Source organism: Glutamicibacter sp. BW80, assembly GCF_002332385.1.
Lineage (GTDB): Bacteria > Actinomycetota > Actinomycetes > Actinomycetales > Micrococcaceae > Glutamicibacter.
On the sequence record NZ_NRGV01000059.1, the window covers coordinates 86204 to 102464 of the forward strand.

Consider the following 16261-nt stretch of genomic DNA (forward strand, 5'->3'; position numbering starts at 1 on the left):
GTCGAGTGGGGCGTCCAGGGGCGACGCAGGAGCGTCGACGCGACGTGCTGAGAGGTGGTTCTAAGGCATGGCGATAGGTCAGGAACGGCGTCGCTCCTTGCGCAGGAGGGAGCGCAGAGTCTCGGCGTTCGCGTAGCCGACCCGTAGCGCGATCTCGGCGGAGGTGAGGTCCGTGGTTGCTGAGAGGTGCCGAGCTCGTTCGATGCGAAGCCGTTGGACGAAGCCGAGCGGAGTGAGGTTGAGCGCCGCACGGACTCGTCGTTCGAGGGTGCGCCGGCTGGTGCCGAGCGACTGCGCGACGAAGGCGACGTTGAACGGTTCGTCCAGGCGGGCGCGCACGAAGCGTTCGAACTCGACGACGATCGGGTCCTCGTGCCGGAGATGTTCGTAGGCGACGAAGGCCGCCTGCGACGGACGCTCGTCGATGATGAGGAGCTTGGCGACATGTTGGGCCAGGTCGGGGCTGATCGATCGCACGAGTGAGAGCGCGAGGTCGATGTGGGCGAAGGCGGCGCCGGCGGTGACGAGGTTCCCGTCGACCACGACCATGGTGTCGAGATCGAGGGCGACGGTCGGATAGCGCTTCAGGAACTCCGGCCCCAGGAACCAGCTGGTCGTCGCCCGCCGATGATGCATCCGTCCGGTCTCGGCGACGGCGAACACGCCGGTGCACGCCGCGGCGATCCGGGTGGTCGCCTCGTCGAGGCGCCCGAGCGAGGCGATGACCGAACGAGCATCTCGGCTCTGGAGGGCGTCGTTGGTAGCGGCGGCCGTAAGGGTTCCAAGCGCAGGGACGACGACCACGTCGAACTCTCCGGACTCCGACAGCGGGTGGTCCACCGACAGGGTCATCGATGCCGTCGTGGTCACTCGCCGTTTCGGTCCGAGGATGACGAGTTCGATCGGGTCGATCCGCGGGTCGACATCGCCGCGGGCTCCGTCGGCCACCCGCACGATGTCGATGATCGACGCGATAGCCGAACCGAAGCAGCCGTCGATCGCAATCAGTCCAATACGCATGACGTAAACAATAGCAATACTGCCGTATACGCCACTTCTCACATGCCCTTTTTCGTCATATACTGAACTTGCTTCACCAAGAAACCTCGACACCTAGGAGAACCTCTCATGTCCACACCCGCATCACTTCCGTATGCCTTCGTCGCCAAGATCGTCGCGGCCGATGGACAGCACGACGCGCTCGCCGATCTGCTCACCGGCGCTGTCGCGCTCGCCAACGAAGAAGTAGGAACGATTGTCTGGTTCGCGGTCAGGACCCACGCCGACACCTTCTGGATCTTCGATGCATTCCCCGACGAGGCCGCTCGCGACGCCCACGCCAACGGCGCCATCGTCGCAGCCCTGATGGCCAACCAGCACCTCCTCGGCGCAGCACCCGAGATCCTGGCGGCCGACGTCCTCGCGTCCAAGCTCCCGTAGTCCGCCAACGCACGAGACCATCGCGCCCCGCCGAGCCGTCGCCAGGTCGCAACGCAACGCCACGCTGCGTTGCCGAGCGGTGCGAGGCCTATCGGCACACGGACAGGATGCCGGCCGCGAGCGCTCAGCCTGCGAGGGGTCCGTCGCAGAGGAGAGCGACGTCGGTGTCGGGCAGAGCCGTGAGGCCAGCGCATCGCGCGACCACCAGAACCGAACAGCCCCTGCCCTGCGTTTCCGCAGGTCAGGGGCTGTTCGCCGGAGCCGCCTGTCGGAATCGAACCGACGACCGAATCACGTCGGCTTTGCGTCTATCACTTGATGCGCCCACTGGGCGAACGAGCCGCTGACCTGCGCAAACGCCGAGCGTGGGGGACGCCGCCATCCGGTGGTGACCGACGACGACCGACCAGTACCGACCGTTTCACCGGAGCTTGCGGCGGCGTCGAAGCCGAGTAAGCTCCATTCCTTTAGCTCACCGCGCCCTCCTCCTCGCCGGTCCCGTCGTCGTCGAAGACGTTTCAGGGGTCTTCTCAGATGACGGTGTAGGTCGGCCGGGCGCGTCGGTCCGCAGATAGACGTCGAGGTCTCCCGACGACGGAGGTTCCTACGCCATCCATCCGAAAGACCTCGACGTGTCCGAAGCTACCCCGCCGGCCGGCTTCGGCCGCCCTGACCTGACCGCCTTCGCTCGACTCGACGGCCTCGGTCTGAGCGTGACCGGACAACGACTTGAACCGGATCGTGCGGTCCTCGCGTGCCGCGTGGTGGAACCAGATCAGTGGTGCCGACGGTGCGGCAGCGAAGGCGCTGCTCGTGACACCGTGATCCGGCGGTTGGCCCACGAGCCGCTGGGCTGGCGACCGACCGTGCTGGAAGTTGTAGTGCGCCGCTACCGCTGTGCCGACTGCGGACACGTGTGGCGCCAAGACACCAGCGCCGCGGCGGAGCCACGCGCGAAGCTCTCGCGCACCGGGCTGCGGTGGGCGCTGGAAGGGATCGTGGTCGCACACCTCACCGTCGCCCGTGTCGCCGAGGGACTCGGGGTCGCGTGGGACACCGCCAACAACGCGGTCCTGGCTGAAGGCAAGCGGCTGCTGATCAACGACCCCCCGCGGTTTGAGGGCGTGAAGGTCATTGGCGTCGATGAGCACGTCTGGCGCCACACCAGGCGTGGCGACAAGTACGTCACCGTGATCATCGACCTCACCCCGGTCCGCGATGGCGCCGGCCCAGCAAGGCTGCTGGACATGGTCGAGGGCCGGTCGAAGGCGGCGTTCAAGACCTGGCTCGCCGACCGCGACGACGCCTTCCGTGACGCGGTCGAGGTGGTCGCGATGGACGGCTTCACCGGGTTCAAGACCGCGGCTGCAGAGGAGATCCCGGACGCGGTCACGGTGATGGATCCCTTCCACGTCGTGCGCCTGGCCGGTGACGCCCTCGACAGGTGCCGGCGCCGGGTCCAACTCGCGATCCACGGGCACCGTGGGTTCAGGGACGACCCGCTCTACAAGTCGCGGCGCACGCTGCACACCGGCGCGGACCTGCTCACCGACAAGCAGAGCGACAGGCTACGCGCGCTGTTCGTTGATGACGCTCACGTCGAGGTCGAGGCGACCTGGGGTGTCTACCAGCGCATGATCGCCGCCTATCGCCACGAGGACCGGCAACGTGGCCGCGAGCTCATGGAGAAGCTGATCACCGACCTCAGCGCCGGCGTCCCCAAGGTGCTCACCGAGCTCACCACCCTGGGCCGGACCCTGAAGAAGCGAGCCGCTGACGTGCTCGCCTACTTCGAACGACCCGGCACCAGCAACGGGCCGACCGAGGCGCTCAACGGACGGCTCGAACACCTGCGCGGCTCCGCACTCGGGTTCCGCAACCTGACCAACTACATCGCCCGAAGCCTGCTCGAGACCGGCGGCTTCAGACCCCAACTCCTACACCCCCGATTGGGATGAGCCGTTAACATGACCACAGCATCGGCAGAGAACCTTGCCTTAGATACACGAAATGCCCCAAACCACTGGTGGTTTGGGGCATTTCGAGGATTGAAGCTTACGCTTCGAGCACTACCGGAACGATCATCGGACGGCGGCGCAGCTTGCGCGACACCCACGAACCGATGACGCGGCGCACGATCTGCTGCAGCTGGTGGGTGGAGTGGTTTGGATTATTAGCCACTGCCTCCAAGATCGCTGCGGCGATCTTTGGCTTGATCTCGTTGAAGACCGCATCGTCCTCGGCCACGCCGCGGGCGTGGATGTCTGGCCCGGAGATCAAGGTGCCGTTCTGGCGGTTGATCACGGTGATCACCGAGATGAACCCTTCTTCGCCCAGGGTGACACGGTCCTTGAGGTCCTCGTCGGTGATGGTGCCGACCTTGGAACCATCCACGTAGACGTAACCGCATTCGACCTGGCCAACGAGTTCGGCTACGCCGTCCTTGAGGTCAATGACCGAACCGTCTTCCGCGAGGATGACGCTCTCTTCCGGAACACCGGACAGCGCGGCCAAACGGCCATTGGCGATCAGGTGGCGGGTTTCGCCGTGGACCGGAAGAACGTTCTTCGGACGGACGATGTTGTAGCAGTACAACAGCTCACCGGCCGAGGCGTGGCCGGAAACGTGGACCTTGGCCATGCCCTTATGGATGACCTCGGCGCCCAAGCGCATCAGGCCGTTGATCACGCGGAAGACCGCGTTCTCGTTGCCCGGGATGAGGCTGGAGGCCAGGATCACGGTGTCACCCGGGTTGATCTGGACCTTGTGTTCACCGTTGGCCATGCGGGACAGTGCTGCCATCGGCTCACCCTGCGAACCGGTGGACATCAGCACCACCTTGTGATCCGGCAGCTGGTCAACCTGCTTCAGGTCAACAACGACCCCCTGCGGGATGTGCAGGTAGCCGAGGCGCTCGGCGATGCCCATATTGCGCACCATCGAACGGCCGATGAAAGCAACCTTGCGGCCGTGCACGGCTGCAGCATCCAGCACCTGCTGGACGCGGTGCACATGCGAGGAGAAGGAGGCGACGATGATCCGGCGGCGGGCCCGAGCAAACTTCGCTTCCAGCACCGGACCGATTTCGCGTTCGGCGACGGTGAAGCCCGGCACCTCGGCGTTGGTCGAGTCGGTGAGGAACAGGTCCACGCCCTCCTCGCCGAGCTTGGCGAAGTGGCGCAGGTCGGTGATGCGGCCGTCGAGCGGCAGCTGATCCATCTTGAAGTCACCGGTGTGCAGCACGGTACCGGCTTCGGTACGCACGAACACGGCCAGCGCGTCTGGGATCGAGTGGTTCACCGCGACGAATTCGCACTCGAACTCGCCGATCTGAGCCACTTCATTCTCGGTGACCACGTTGGTGATCGCCTTGATGCGGTGCTCGGCCAGCTTGGCTTCGATGAAGGCTAGGGTCAGCTTCGAACCATACAGCGGGATATCTTCGCGCAGACGCAATAGGTACGGAACCGCACCGATGTGGTCTTCGTGGCCGTGGGTGAGCACTACGCCCACCACGTCGTCCAGACGATCCTTGATGTAGGAGAAGTCGGGCAGAATCAGGTCAACGCCCGGCTGGTGCTCTTCGGGGAAGAGCACACCGCAGTCGATGATCAACAGCTTGCCGTTGATCTCGAAAACGGTCATATTGCGGCCGACCTCGCCCAATCCGCCCAGCGGAACGGTACGTAGGGTCCCCTTCTTCAGCTTGGTCGGCTTCTGCATACGCGCAGTATCGGCCTTGCCTACTGAACTTTCAGTCATAAGTGGTTAAGCCCTTTCGTTAAAGATCCCATCCACCTTCACGTAGGTCCGCGCGGATGGCATCGAGTTCTGCGTCCGATGGTGCCAGTAGCGGCAATCGAACGACGGTGTTCGGCAGGACACCCTGCCAGTGAAGTCCATATTTTGCGGCAACTGCGCCCTGAATGTGGCCCATGATGCCGCGCTGGATCGGGTCCAGCTCGAAGTGTGTAGCGCGTGCAGTCGCCAAATCCCCGGCATGCATCGCATCAACAAGCGTACGGTACTTAGCCGCCGCGACGTGAGCCGTCACGGAAACGACACCGGCGGCGCCGGCTGCCATCAGTGGCAAAGTCAGCCCGTCGTCCCCGGAGTACACGTGCAAATCGGTGTTAGCCAGCACGGTGGTGGTCGACTGGTAGTCGGCCTTTGCATCCTTCAACGCAATGACCTGAGGAATCTGCGCTAGTTCAATGATAGTTTCCGGGCTCAGCGCGATTCCGGTGCGGCCCGGAATGTCGTACATCATGATCGGCAGGTCAATGGCCTCGGCAATCGCCTTCACATGGGCGATAATTCCGGCCTGGCTTGGCTTGTTGTAATAAGGTGCGGTGACCAGGATGCCGTGGACTCCGGCCTCCTTGGCGCCGAGCGACAAACGGATGGAGTGGCGAGTGTCATTAGTTGTGGAGCCCGCCAGCACCGCTGCGCGGTCGCCGACCGCATTGACGACGGTGCGGAACATTTCGATGTTCTCTTCGTCGGTGAGCGTTGAGGTCTCCCCGGTGGTGCCGGTGACGACCAGACCGTCGCAGCCTTCATCAACGAGTTTGATAGCCAGCTTGGCGGCGACATCATAGTCAACCTCACCTGCCTCGGTGAAGGGGGTGACCATCGCGGTCAGCACGGTACCGAACGGGAACGACTGATTATCAATTTCACTAGTTGCCATGGCTTAAATCTACACGCGGAAGTGTCTTGATGGCATATTCATGTTGTTCCGTGATGCGATATGTCTATGGACGTGGAAACAAAGGCCCGCAGACTGCCCGGATTGGATGCAGCCAGGGCGCTAGCCATCTTGGGAATGTTCGCCGCCCATATCTTTGATCTTTTCGCCCGCGATGCGACCGGTGCGCTGCAGCCAACCCTCACCGGAGCCGTGGCAAATGGCCGCGCCTCGGTGCTCTTCATGGTGCTCGCCGGTGTTTCGCTGGCCTTGTTCGCCCGCTCGCTGGAACGCAAGGGCCTGAATCGCAGGTCCGCATCGATGGTGCTGCTGCGCCGCGCGGCGGTTATCGCCGCGCTGGGCATGCTGATCGGCCCGGCGAACGAGTCCATCGCGAACATTCTGGTGCATTACGGATTGCTGTTCCTGGTGCTGATCCCGGCGTTATGGGTGCCAGTGAAAGTTCTGTGGACACTGGCCGGTAGCTGGCTGCTGGTCGCTCCGCTGATCTGGCGGCCGCTGGCGGCCGGCGATGCCGGAGCGCCCCTGGGCCATAATCCAACCTTCACCGACTTTGCGCGCCCGGGACTGCTGCTCGAAGACCTGCTGGTCACCGGGTACTACCCGCTGCTGATCTGGATCGGCTATGGCGTGCTCGGGGTAGCTGTGGGGAAACTTCGACTGACTGACCGGCGCACGGTGGCGTGGTTGGCGGCCGGCTCGGTAGTTGTCGCGGCACTAAGCCTGCTCATCGGATGGCTGAAGATCCTTCCGTGGGTCGATGGGATTGGCGCGCTGGCCGGGGTTCCTCGCTCGCAGCTATTTGCCTTGCTGGTCACCGGGCGTTCACCGTCCGGGAACCTCGACCCGTTCTTGACTCAATCCGCTTATATTTGGCTGCCCACCGCGCATTCGGGATCACTGATTTTCACAATTCATGCAGCGGCCTGTGCTGTCGCAGTCTTGGCGGTATTGCTGCTCCTGGTCCCCTACCTGGGCTATTTCGGCTCGCTCATTGCAAGCGCCGGGCGCGCTCCGCTGACGCTCTACATCGGCCATCTGATCTTGTTGCCGATGCTGCAGCTGGGACTCTCGCAGTGGACCCAGTGGTGGGTACTGTGTGTGCTGATGCTGCTCACCGCGTTGCTCTTGCACCACACCCGCAGGGCAGGCCCGCTGGAAGCTGGCGTTCGCTACCTGAGCGAATTGCCGAACGCAGACCACAAAGAGAACCCAAGCTAAGCTCTCCGCCAGTCCCCGAAGGCAAGAAATATGCATCTCGCTATTAGGCCAACTGACAAGGGATTAGTTAGACTTTCCTTATGATCAAACGCGTCCATTCCCGGCAGAGGCTGCATAATATTCCGCTCAAATCTTCGTGCATTTTGCTTGCTCTTGCGCTCATCGGATGCTCTTCGGCGCCCATCGATCCACCGCGCGAATCTTCACCTGCACCATCCGAATCCCCCGCTGCCCCAAGCCTTCGCGAATTTGATCTTGACAACGCGTTATGGGAATTAAGCGACGGATACGGTTCCGAAGAATCCACAGCGCTTCAGTTCAAGAACGGCAAGGCGAACCTCAACACCGCCGAATACTCCATTGGGGACGTAGTCTATTCGGATATGAACGGCGATGGAGTCGAAGATGCCTTAGCGCCGGTCGAAATGCTAGACGGCAACAGCTTCTCCTCGCTTTGGTTTATCTGGCTAGCGGCCATCGAACAGCCAGAACAATTAATCCACCCTGTAGCGGCCAGCAGAAGCTGCGGTGATTTCATCAATGAGGTGACCGCCATACCCGGTGGCATAGAGATTACGGAAACTCGTCGCACCATCTTCGATGAGGACCGATCATGCGCAGAGGGAGGAACCTGGGAGGAAACGCGAACCATCGCCGTCGAGCAATTTGGCGAGGACAAGATCTGGCTTCCCGTTCAAACGGGCCCCGAACGCGGCTACGGCGGCGTTTGCAATGAAGAACTGCCCGGCGATGTCGTGCCCTTTGACGAGCCCTACTACCTGGCGCCCACGACGGAAGCCAAGGAGGAATTCTCATCTGGTGAGATCCGCGGGATCAGCATTGCTGGACTTGAAGATCAAGGCACTGAGGGCGGAGAACCCGGCGGGTGGCGGCTCTACAACGTGGTGGAGAATGACGACTCCGTAGAGCGCTGCATCTGGCTCCCCATCCACTAGAGCTAGACTTCTGAAATATCTCAATTAAAACGGCAGGAGCTTCGAAACCAAGAGTAGGTTGCGAAGCTCCTGCCGTTTCATGTGTTCAGATCACTTGCTCGTTGTGCTCGCGTTCTTCTCGGCCACGAAGAAATTCACGGCAGTTCGCATCGAAGCTCGTGCACGTTTCCGGTCTCCACTGGCGTCATAAGCCAAAGCCAAGCGGTACCAAGACTTCCAGGATTCAGGATGGGCCTCGACGTCTTGCTTGTGGATCGGGAAGTCAGCGTCAGCAGCTTCTCGCACGAACCTGCCCGAGGGCATGCGTGGCAAGTCTTCCGGCAGTTCGCCGAGTTCTGCGAGAATTTTTCCCATCTTCTCGGTGCGCAGTCCGAAGAGAATCTCGCGGATCAAGATCCACACGCCCAGCGCAGGAATGACGAAGACCGCAACGCCTATGGCGATGGCGATCGGTTCGCCGGTGCGCATGAAGCGCATCGCTTGGGTGAAGGACATGGCAATATACAAAACGAACAGCAGCAGAATGCCGCCTACCCATAGTTTGGTTTTCACTGGCCCAACTCCAAGTAGCCGTCGAGCCCATAGGTAAGTCCTGGGCGCGAGGCGACGGTACGCAGGCCGAGCAGCACCCCTGGCATGAAGGATGCCCGGTCATAAGAATCGTGGCGCAGGGTGAACTGCTCGCCGGGGCCGCCGAAAAGAACTTCCTGATGGGCCACCAGACCGCGCAGACGCACTGAATGTACGTGCACGTCGTCCACGAGGGCGCCTCGGGCACCGTCAAGTTGGGTTTCCGTTGCGTCCGGGCTTTTCGCCACGCCGGCGTCCCTGCGGGCTGCGGCAATCAGCTCGGCGGTGCGCACCGCGGTGCCGCTGGGTGCATCCACCTTGTTGGGGTGGTGCAGTTCGATAATCTCTACCGACTCAAAGTATTTTGCGGCCGTGGCCGCGAAGGCGCTGGCAAGCACCGAACCAAGAGCAAAGTTTGGGGCGATCAGCACACCTGCTTCGGGGTGCTGCGCGAGCAGGTGCTCAAGCTTCGCACGGCGCTCGTCGTCCCACCCGGTGGTTCCCACTACTGCGTGCAAGCCATTCTCCACGGCGAAGCGCACGTTGGCTTCGGTGGCTGTCGGTACCGACAGGTCAACGATGTGGGTTGCGCCTGCCTCAAGAATTTCTTTCAGGTCTGCGCCTCGTCCAAGGCTCGCCACGAGATCCATATCGGCGGCTTCGGAGACGGCTTTAACCGCTTCCGCGCCCATTCGTCCTGCGGCGCCAAGCACCGCAACCTTAATCTGTGCACTCATGGGTTTAAGCCTATCGCCTGTACCCTGCAGGTCTTCGCATCGGTGACGTGATCTGCGCCTGATCCAGTCGCGACGGCACCGCGGGGATCCACCTCCAAGATTTTGCGATCATCTCGAGATATACGGCGTGTAGCTTGTAATTCAATTCTTCACAAGGAAAAATGGAAGACAGGATCTTTCTAGGAGTTGTCAAGTAATGGGGACCGTCCTGAAGCGATGGCGCGCTATCACATTCATCTTATTTGCTGTTGCTTGTGGAACTGTCGCTTGCGGTTCCGGCGATGTACCGACGTCGTTAAGCGATGAAGAGCGCTCCAGGCTCGTTGATCTGCTGGAGCAGGAAAGCTCGTGGATCGAAACGCCATCATGCCAAGTCGAAGTTTTCCGTCAGGACGCCGATACCACCTATGGCTGGGCGACTTGCGTGACCGCAGCCTCGGCACCCGATCAGGAAATAGACCAGGGGCATTCTTACCCTTTCCGTGCCGATGGCAGTGAAGTAAGCACTCCCGGTGACGGCAGCGACTATCAAAAAAACGTTGAAAAGCTCTTCCCCAAGGACCTTTGGCCGGCAATCGAGCAACACGCGGTGGGTCTGCCTTAAAGCTGCAATGCACCATTGCTCGCGATGATTGGCTATCCTTGATCCTCAGTTAACTGAATACTAGATTTTTCGTGGAATCGTCCGCGGACGGAAGGTTATGTGTGCGGCACGGTTATTTTGGACAGGTCCCGGAGTCTTTGCGCACTCGATTATCGGTGCGCGTGGCCGGCGAAGGTCCGGACGTGGTTCTCATCCACGGGTTGGGAGCTTCAAGCCGCTATTTCACTCCTCTGGCCACGGAGTTGGCCCGTGACCATCGAGTGATTGTGCCCGAGCTACCCGGGCATGGCAAAAATATGGATGATGGACGCCCAGTCAGCGTGGCACGCTTCGCCCACGAAGTGTCCCTAGCGCTGCGCACGCTCAACGTGAAAAATGCGGTGATTCTCGGGCATTCGATGGGGGCACAGGTGTCCATTGAGATTGCACGGACCCGACCCGAACTGCTCGAACACCTCATCATTGCCGCACCCGCGGTCAATGACCGGGAAGACACGCTTTTTCGTCAAGCGCGCCGTTTAATCCAAGACTTCCCTCAAGAGTGGAACGCGGTCAAGGCGATCCTGCTCGTTGACTACCTACGCTGCGGGATTCCGTGGTGGGCTAAGAGCTGCTCGGAAATGCTCGACTACTCGACCATTGATCTGTTGCGCACCGTCCCCGTTCCCGTGGATGTGGTCTGCGGTACGCAAGATTCACTTTCACCGCCTGAATTTGGGCTACGGCTGACGGCTAAGGCCCCGCAGGCGAAACTGACGGTGTTCCAGAACGCTGCTCACGGTTTTAATTACTCGCATTTCGAAGAGCTCGCTGAGCTTGTACGCAAAGCAAAAAATTCGGCTGTTTCAGCGTCAACGTGCTGACGTTCAAAAGCAAGAAGTGTATTGGCGGACTGTCCAAACCTGTATCTCCAACCCCTTGAATTAGAGTTTCGCTCGGCATAGGGTTGCCCTGAGAAACATCAACCCAGCATGTGAGGTAAGCGATGAGGCGCACTCTGCGAACATTTGCAGCAGCGGCAGCGCTTACCCTGGCAGCCACGACTCTGGCGGTTCCCGCACAGGCCTACGAGAGCTACAACATGGACAATTCTTGGGCGAAAAGCAGCGGTAAAGTATGGCGCGATGACAATCGAAGCATCGGTTTCAATCTGGCGCTCACCGATGACAATCGCGATGGCAAGTGCGTCTACTACCAATACCAGGGAGTACGCAACAATGCTCCGGATACCGGATGGTCCCGGCTGACCACCAACGTGTGTGGTGCGGGAACGACAAAATACTATCGAGACGATTCCAAGCGCGTCATTCCGTACTATTCGCTCACCGTCAACGGGTTCCGCGTGCGAGCCTGCAAGGCAATCAACAACGCTCCCGACACTTGCACCGCGGCCTCGTACGTCGCCACTCGAGGCAAATACAACAAGGGATAGCGTTTTTCCGGCACAAATGAAGGGACGCCAGGTCAAGCAACATTTAGTGCGACCTCGCGTCCCTGCAAATTCTCTGCTTGCGTTTAGCGTCCGAGCGCCTGCGCCGACTCGAATGGGCCAACCACGGTGATGGTCCGCTCCTTGGCCGCAAGCTCTTGAGCCAATGCCTGTACGTCCTTGGTGGTGACCGCGTTTACGCGGCTCAGCGCCTCATCTATGTCCTGGAATTCGCCGGTGACCATCTCGGCCCGACCCAGACGCGACATACGGCTTCCCGGGTCTTCCAGTGCCAACACCGTTCCGCCGGCGAGCTGGCCCTTTGCTTGAGTAAGCTCCGAATCGGTGATGCCGTCGGCGGCTAAACGATCCAGCTCGGATTCGAGCAAGCCGATGACCTCTCCGGCTTTAGCCGGTGAACAACCTGCATACATGCCGAAATATCCGGCGTCGGTGTATGCAGCTGAGAATGAATAAGTGGAGTAGGCAAGGCCACGCTTTTCGCGGATCTCTTGGAAGAGCCGCGAGCTCATGCCGCCACCCAGTACCGCGTTTAGGACCGCAAGGACCTGCCGGCGGTCATCTTGCCCGCTAATACCTGGGCAGCCAATGATGATGCTGGCCTGCTCGACCGGGCGGTTGATCACTTCGATGCCAGGAACTGAGACGATCGTTGCTGGTTCCGAAGAACGGCGTGGTTTCGGCACTGCCATAGGATCAAGATCCCAGCCAGCCTCGGTTAACGAAGCGAGCACCATGGAGCACAATTCATCATGGTTCAATGAACCAGCTGCGGTGATGATCACTTCGCTCGGACGGTAGTGGGCCCGATAGTGTTCCATGACTGCTTCGCGAGAGATCTCCATGATCTCGGCCGGTGTCCCGCCGATCGGGCGAGCCAGAGGATGATCGCCTAGCACCTTGGCGACGAAGCGTTCGTGGGCGACCTCGGTGGCGTCGTCAGCGTCCATGGCAAGTTCCTCAATGATCACCCCGCGCTCCTGCTCTAGCTCTAGCGGATCGATTACCGCGGAGGTCACCATGTCGGCAATGACATCCATAGCCATCGGCAGATCGGAATCTAGCACTCGCGCGTAATAGCAGGTGGATTCCTTCGCCGTCGCGGCATTCGATTCCCCACCTACCGCGTCAAAAGACTGAGCAATTTCCAGTGCGGTGCGCTTCTTAGTTCCTTTGAACAGCAAGTGCTCCAAGAAATGAGTTGAGCCGTAGTGCCCTGCTTCTTCATCACGGGAGCCCACTGGTACCCAGAATCCAACGGTAGTCGAACGCTGGCCGGGCATGGCCTCGGTCAGAACCCGTACGCCTCCGGGAAGAATACTGCGGCGGACTTCCGCGCCACCCTCACCACGGTGAACCAGCGAGGGGTCAGCCGGGTCAATCGGAGAGAACTGTTGAGCCTCTACCGAGTGCAATGGCAACGGAATCATGACCACAGAGAAACATCCTTAAATCATTGGGGCCCGGATCGTAAGTCTGGGCGGAACATTGTCCCTATTCTCCCACAGCCCCACCATTGAATACTTGGAACTAGGGGCAACCTCTCAATTGCTTGCCGCGCTTGACCTCCGAGGTTTTCCTAAGATACTGGGCTTGGGTACCTCGATGCGAAAGAGCGGCAAGTGGAGTCCGGACTTCCTCGGTTCCAGCATCGGTGCCCCTTTGGTGACAGCCAAGAACAAGATCCGACTCGCCAAGTGGGCGAGCCGGACCTCGTTAGAGACAAACCCTCAGAATGAGCTTGAACCGAACTTATGTTGCTGGTCAGCTGTCCGTGGGCGTAGTCGGATCAAACGGTGGCTGTGTGCTGGGGCCACCGGGATCGGGCCGGCTTGGTGGCGTGGTCGGATCAGGTGGATCTATGGGCGAGGTTGGATGATCTGGAACATTCGGCCGTGGTGGCTGACCAGGTGATGGCCATCCTGGTTCTCTCGGAAAATCGGGATCGGTGGACTCCATATTGTTTTCCTCTTCGCTCCGTTGAATGATTCTCCGCTATCGCGGCTATCCGTCCATTCAAGTACCCAGCGCAGAATAGTTCAATAGTCAGCAGGGAATACTCACTAGTTTCACTCACGCGAGCGCGCACCGAATCAGGCCATGGCCGAAGTGAACTACTCGATGCCGTCAGCTACGCGATGTTTGTCCGGTCAAATGCATCGAGGCTGATGCCTTGTTCCAAAATCAGTTTTGCCCATTCCTTGGCCGAGTGCAGGCTGTGGTCTCGGTAGTTACCGCAGCTCACTGCTTCGGTGCCTGGAACGTCATCCCAAGTAACGCGCTCAGCTAGGTCTTCAAGGGAAGACTTAATGGCCTTAGCAACCTCGGCTGGAGTCGGCTCGCCCCACACAATCATGTGGAAACCCGTACGGCAACCAAAAGGAGAGAAATCAATCAGGCCTTCGAAGCGGGTCCGGATCAAACCAGCCATGGTGTGCTCAATAGTGTGCAGGCCAGCGGTAGGGATCTCACCGTGGTTCGGCTGCACAAAACGAATGTCGTAGTTCGTGATGGCGTCACCCTTAGGTCCACGCTCAACGCCAATCTTACGAACGTAGGGAGCCTTGACCTTGGTGTGGTCCAAGGCAAAACTTTCGACTTCAGCAAGTTCAATATCACTCATACTTTAAGTCTATCCGCTCCCCTGCCAGCAAAATCGAAAAACTTCATCTTCCTTAACCGATAAACTCAAGTGAGGATACTGGCCGTGCGATCTGCTTCCGGCCTGAATCAAAAAGACTTTAGTTGTTGTTGAGAGGAACCGAATGTCGGATCAGAAGACCCTGCTAGTATTCGCGCACAGTGACGAAGCGTCAGCTTTCGCGGACGTACCGCATGTGGTCTCCGGAGTAGGCAAGGTCAATGCCTCGGTCGCTCTTGCCGGTGCGCTCGCCGAGGGCAATGTTGAGCGCGTGATCGTTTTGGGCACCGCCGGTGTAGTCGGCAGCGCAGATGAAGACCGCCCAAGCTTGGACACCATCTATCAGGTCACCCGATTGATCCAGCACGACTTCCCATTGGCCTCGGCCGATGTAGTGCCCGCCGGTGAGATCCTGTTGCCAGATACTCAGGCGACCATGGCCACCGGTGACGTATTTGTCAGCAATGACGAGCAGCGCACCCACATCTCCGGGCTGAATGCAGCATTGGTGGACATGGAAGGCTACGCCTATGCCAGCATGTGCCAGCTCTTCGGTGTACCGCTGCAGATCTTTAAGGTGCCTTCTGACTATGCGGACAGCTCCACCAGCATGGAAGATTGGGACGCGATTGTCGTGGCCAAGAGTGTTCAGCTTCGCGAGTTCTACGATGCGCACCTGCGCACGGCACTCGACGCAGCCAAATAGTACCGCGCCCGCGCGCTATTGAGAGGTGAACGACAGGTGATTGACCGGTCCGCCATCGGCTTTTGCTAAATCGTTCCCCTGGCGCAGACGTGGTTCAAGGAAACAGATGCCTAGACCACGCCTGCGCCATTCGCGTTCAAGATCGTGCGCGGATTTCAAAATCCGAGAATTCCTAGATGTTATTTTGATCGAATATCCCATTGATTTCCCTGGCCGATCAAAATGACCAATCTTCTATGGCTTGCGCCATCCCGCTGATGGTTCGCACTAGAATCGAATGACTAGGATCGATTGGAGAACGTTTCATGACCGCACAGGCAAACGCACGTGTCAGTGTTGGAGACATCTCTGTGCCTCGCCATCATCAGCTGATCGTGTCCCTCTTTGGTTTATACGCACGCCAGTACGGGGGCGCCTTGCCTGTGGCAACGATTATTTCCCTGATGGAGGATGTTGGGGTTGAATCTGCCGGAACGCGTTCCTCGATATCTCGGTTGAAAAAACGCGGAGTCATTGAGAGCGTTCAAGTGCAAGGCCGCAATGGATATTCGCTTGCTGACTCAGTCTTGACCACGTTCGCCGAAGGTGACGAACGGATCTTCCATCCCCGTCGCGCCACAGCTCAGGATCGCTGGTTGTTGGCGACCTTCACGGTGCCAGAAACCCAGCGCAATATACGGCACAAGATTCGCTCATCACTGGTGCGGATGGGCTTTGGCTCCGTAGTTCCTGGACTGTGGATTGCTCCGGAACATGCCAAAGACGCAGCGCTGGCCTATTTCACGCGACACGGACTAGATCAGTATTTCGAATTTTTCCTTGCCGAGCATATCGGCGGTGCCCAAATTCAGAAGAATCTTAGTTCTTGGTGGGACTTAGTTTCCTTGGATCAGCTATATTCCGAATTTTTGAACGAGAACCGAGGCCGATTGGAAAGCTGGCAACAGCTTGTCCAGGCCGGGGACAACCCTGAACTTGATGCCCGGGCATTCGCAGATCACTTGATCCTGCTCACCCAATGGCGACGACTCCCTTACTCCGATCCAGGGCTCCCAGCAGAATTGCTTCCAGAGGGATGGAATGCATTAAAGGCAGAAGATCTCTTCCACAATTTACACACACTCTTGGCACCCATGGCTGGTCGTCATGCTAAACGTATTATCGGCGTGGACAGCTGACACAGCTCACAAAATAGCTATTACCGCGCAAAGCCAAAGAGCCACGG

16 protein-coding genes are annotated in these 16261 nt (G+C 59.6%); 9 read left to right on the plus strand and 7 right to left on the minus strand.

From position 1 onward, the window contains the following. Positions 1–78: 78 nt before the first annotated feature. Complete coding sequence (locus CIK76_RS15760; protein ID WP_096288137.1) at positions 79–1020, minus strand: helix-turn-helix domain-containing protein; 942 nt, start codon at positions 1018–1020, stop codon at positions 79–81. A 108-nt stretch (positions 1021–1128) separates the two neighbouring features. Between CIK76_RS15760 and CIK76_RS15765 the strand changes: the two genes are divergently transcribed. Together CIK76_RS15765 and CIK76_RS15770 are read left to right on the plus strand one after the other, a co-directional pair. Beyond that, on the plus strand, positions 1129–1440 hold the full coding sequence (locus tag CIK76_RS15765; RefSeq protein WP_096288139.1) for an antibiotic biosynthesis monooxygenase: 312 nt from the start codon (positions 1129–1131) through the stop codon (positions 1438–1440). Positions 1441–2072: 632 nt separating this feature from the next. After that, positions 2073–3398, plus strand: a complete 1326-nt coding sequence (locus CIK76_RS15770; RefSeq protein ID WP_096288141.1) for an ISL3-like element ISPfr2 family transposase — start codon at positions 2073–2075, stop codon at positions 3396–3398. Between the two features lie 97 nt (positions 3399–3495). Here CIK76_RS15770 and CIK76_RS15775 read toward each other — a convergent pair whose 3' ends face one another. Then, entirely contained in the window at positions 3496–5202 is a 1707-nt protein-coding gene (locus CIK76_RS15775) for a ribonuclease J (RefSeq protein ID WP_096288143.1), read from the minus strand. A gap of 19 nt (positions 5203–5221) precedes the next feature. Continuing rightward, a complete protein-coding gene (dapA, locus tag CIK76_RS15780) occupies positions 5222–6133 on the minus strand; it encodes a 4-hydroxy-tetrahydrodipicolinate synthase (protein ID WP_096288145.1) in 912 nt (303 codons plus the stop codon). Between the two features lie 66 nt (positions 6134–6199). On the opposite strand from dapA, the gene CIK76_RS15785 reads away from it, so the two are divergent. After that, entirely contained in the window at positions 6200–7372 is a 1173-nt protein-coding gene (locus tag CIK76_RS15785) for a heparan-alpha-glucosaminide N-acetyltransferase domain-containing protein (RefSeq protein WP_176484255.1), read from the plus strand. A gap of 80 nt (positions 7373–7452) precedes the next feature. After that, positions 7453–8328, plus strand: a complete 876-nt coding sequence (locus tag CIK76_RS15790; RefSeq protein ID WP_096288149.1) for a hypothetical protein — start codon at positions 7453–7455, stop codon at positions 8326–8328. Positions 8329–8418: 90 nt separating this feature from the next. Here CIK76_RS15790 and CIK76_RS15795 read toward each other — a convergent pair whose 3' ends face one another. Both CIK76_RS15795 and dapB read right to left on the minus strand, forming a co-directional pair. Next, positions 8419–8880: a hypothetical protein gene (locus CIK76_RS15795; RefSeq protein WP_096288151.1), complete on the minus strand. Its 462-nt coding sequence runs from the start codon at positions 8878–8880 to the stop codon at positions 8419–8421. After that, positions 8877–9635, minus strand: coding sequence for a 4-hydroxy-tetrahydrodipicolinate reductase (gene dapB / locus CIK76_RS15800; protein WP_096288153.1), 759 nt, complete (start codon positions 9633–9635; stop codon positions 8877–8879). Before dapB ends, CIK76_RS15795 begins: the two co-directional genes overlap by 4 nt. A gap of 196 nt (positions 9636–9831) precedes the next feature. Here dapB and CIK76_RS15805 point away from each other — a divergent pair, with 196 nt between their 5' ends. The 3 genes from CIK76_RS15805 to CIK76_RS15815 all read left to right on the plus strand — a co-directional run bounded on the left by CIK76_RS15805 (position 9832) and on the right by CIK76_RS15815 (position 11671). Continuing rightward, positions 9832–10239 (plus strand): hypothetical protein, encoded by a 408-nt coding sequence (locus CIK76_RS15805; RefSeq protein WP_096288155.1) that lies wholly within the window; start codon positions 9832–9834, stop codon positions 10237–10239. 137 nt (positions 10240–10376) lie between these two features. Further along, complete coding sequence (locus CIK76_RS15810; RefSeq protein ID WP_176484256.1) at positions 10377–11102, plus strand: alpha/beta hydrolase; 726 nt, start codon at positions 10377–10379, stop codon at positions 11100–11102. Positions 11103–11224: 122 nt separating this feature from the next. Beyond that, positions 11225–11671, plus strand: coding sequence for a hypothetical protein (locus CIK76_RS15815; protein WP_096288159.1), 447 nt, complete (start codon positions 11225–11227; stop codon positions 11669–11671). A gap of 83 nt (positions 11672–11754) precedes the next feature. Here CIK76_RS15815 and CIK76_RS15820 read toward each other — a convergent pair whose 3' ends face one another. Both CIK76_RS15820 and CIK76_RS15825 read right to left on the minus strand, forming a co-directional pair. Beyond that, positions 11755–13119: a pitrilysin family protein gene (locus tag CIK76_RS15820; RefSeq protein WP_096288312.1), complete on the minus strand. Its 1365-nt coding sequence runs from the start codon at positions 13117–13119 to the stop codon at positions 11755–11757. Between the two features lie 701 nt (positions 13120–13820). After that, the gene (locus tag CIK76_RS15825; protein WP_096288161.1) at positions 13821–14312 is read right to left on the minus strand and encodes an S-ribosylhomocysteine lyase; all 492 of its coding nucleotides are present in this window, start codon (positions 14310–14312) and stop codon (positions 13821–13823) included. Between the two features lie 142 nt (positions 14313–14454). On the opposite strand from CIK76_RS15825, the gene CIK76_RS15830 reads away from it, so the two are divergent. Then, positions 14455–15036, plus strand: coding sequence for a purine-nucleoside phosphorylase (locus CIK76_RS15830; RefSeq protein ID WP_096288163.1), 582 nt, complete (start codon positions 14455–14457; stop codon positions 15034–15036). Between the two features lie 305 nt (positions 15037–15341). After that, positions 15342–16214, plus strand: a complete 873-nt coding sequence (locus tag CIK76_RS15835; RefSeq protein ID WP_096288165.1) for a PaaX family transcriptional regulator C-terminal domain-containing protein — start codon at positions 15342–15344, stop codon at positions 16212–16214. Positions 16215–16261: the final 47 nt, after the last annotated feature.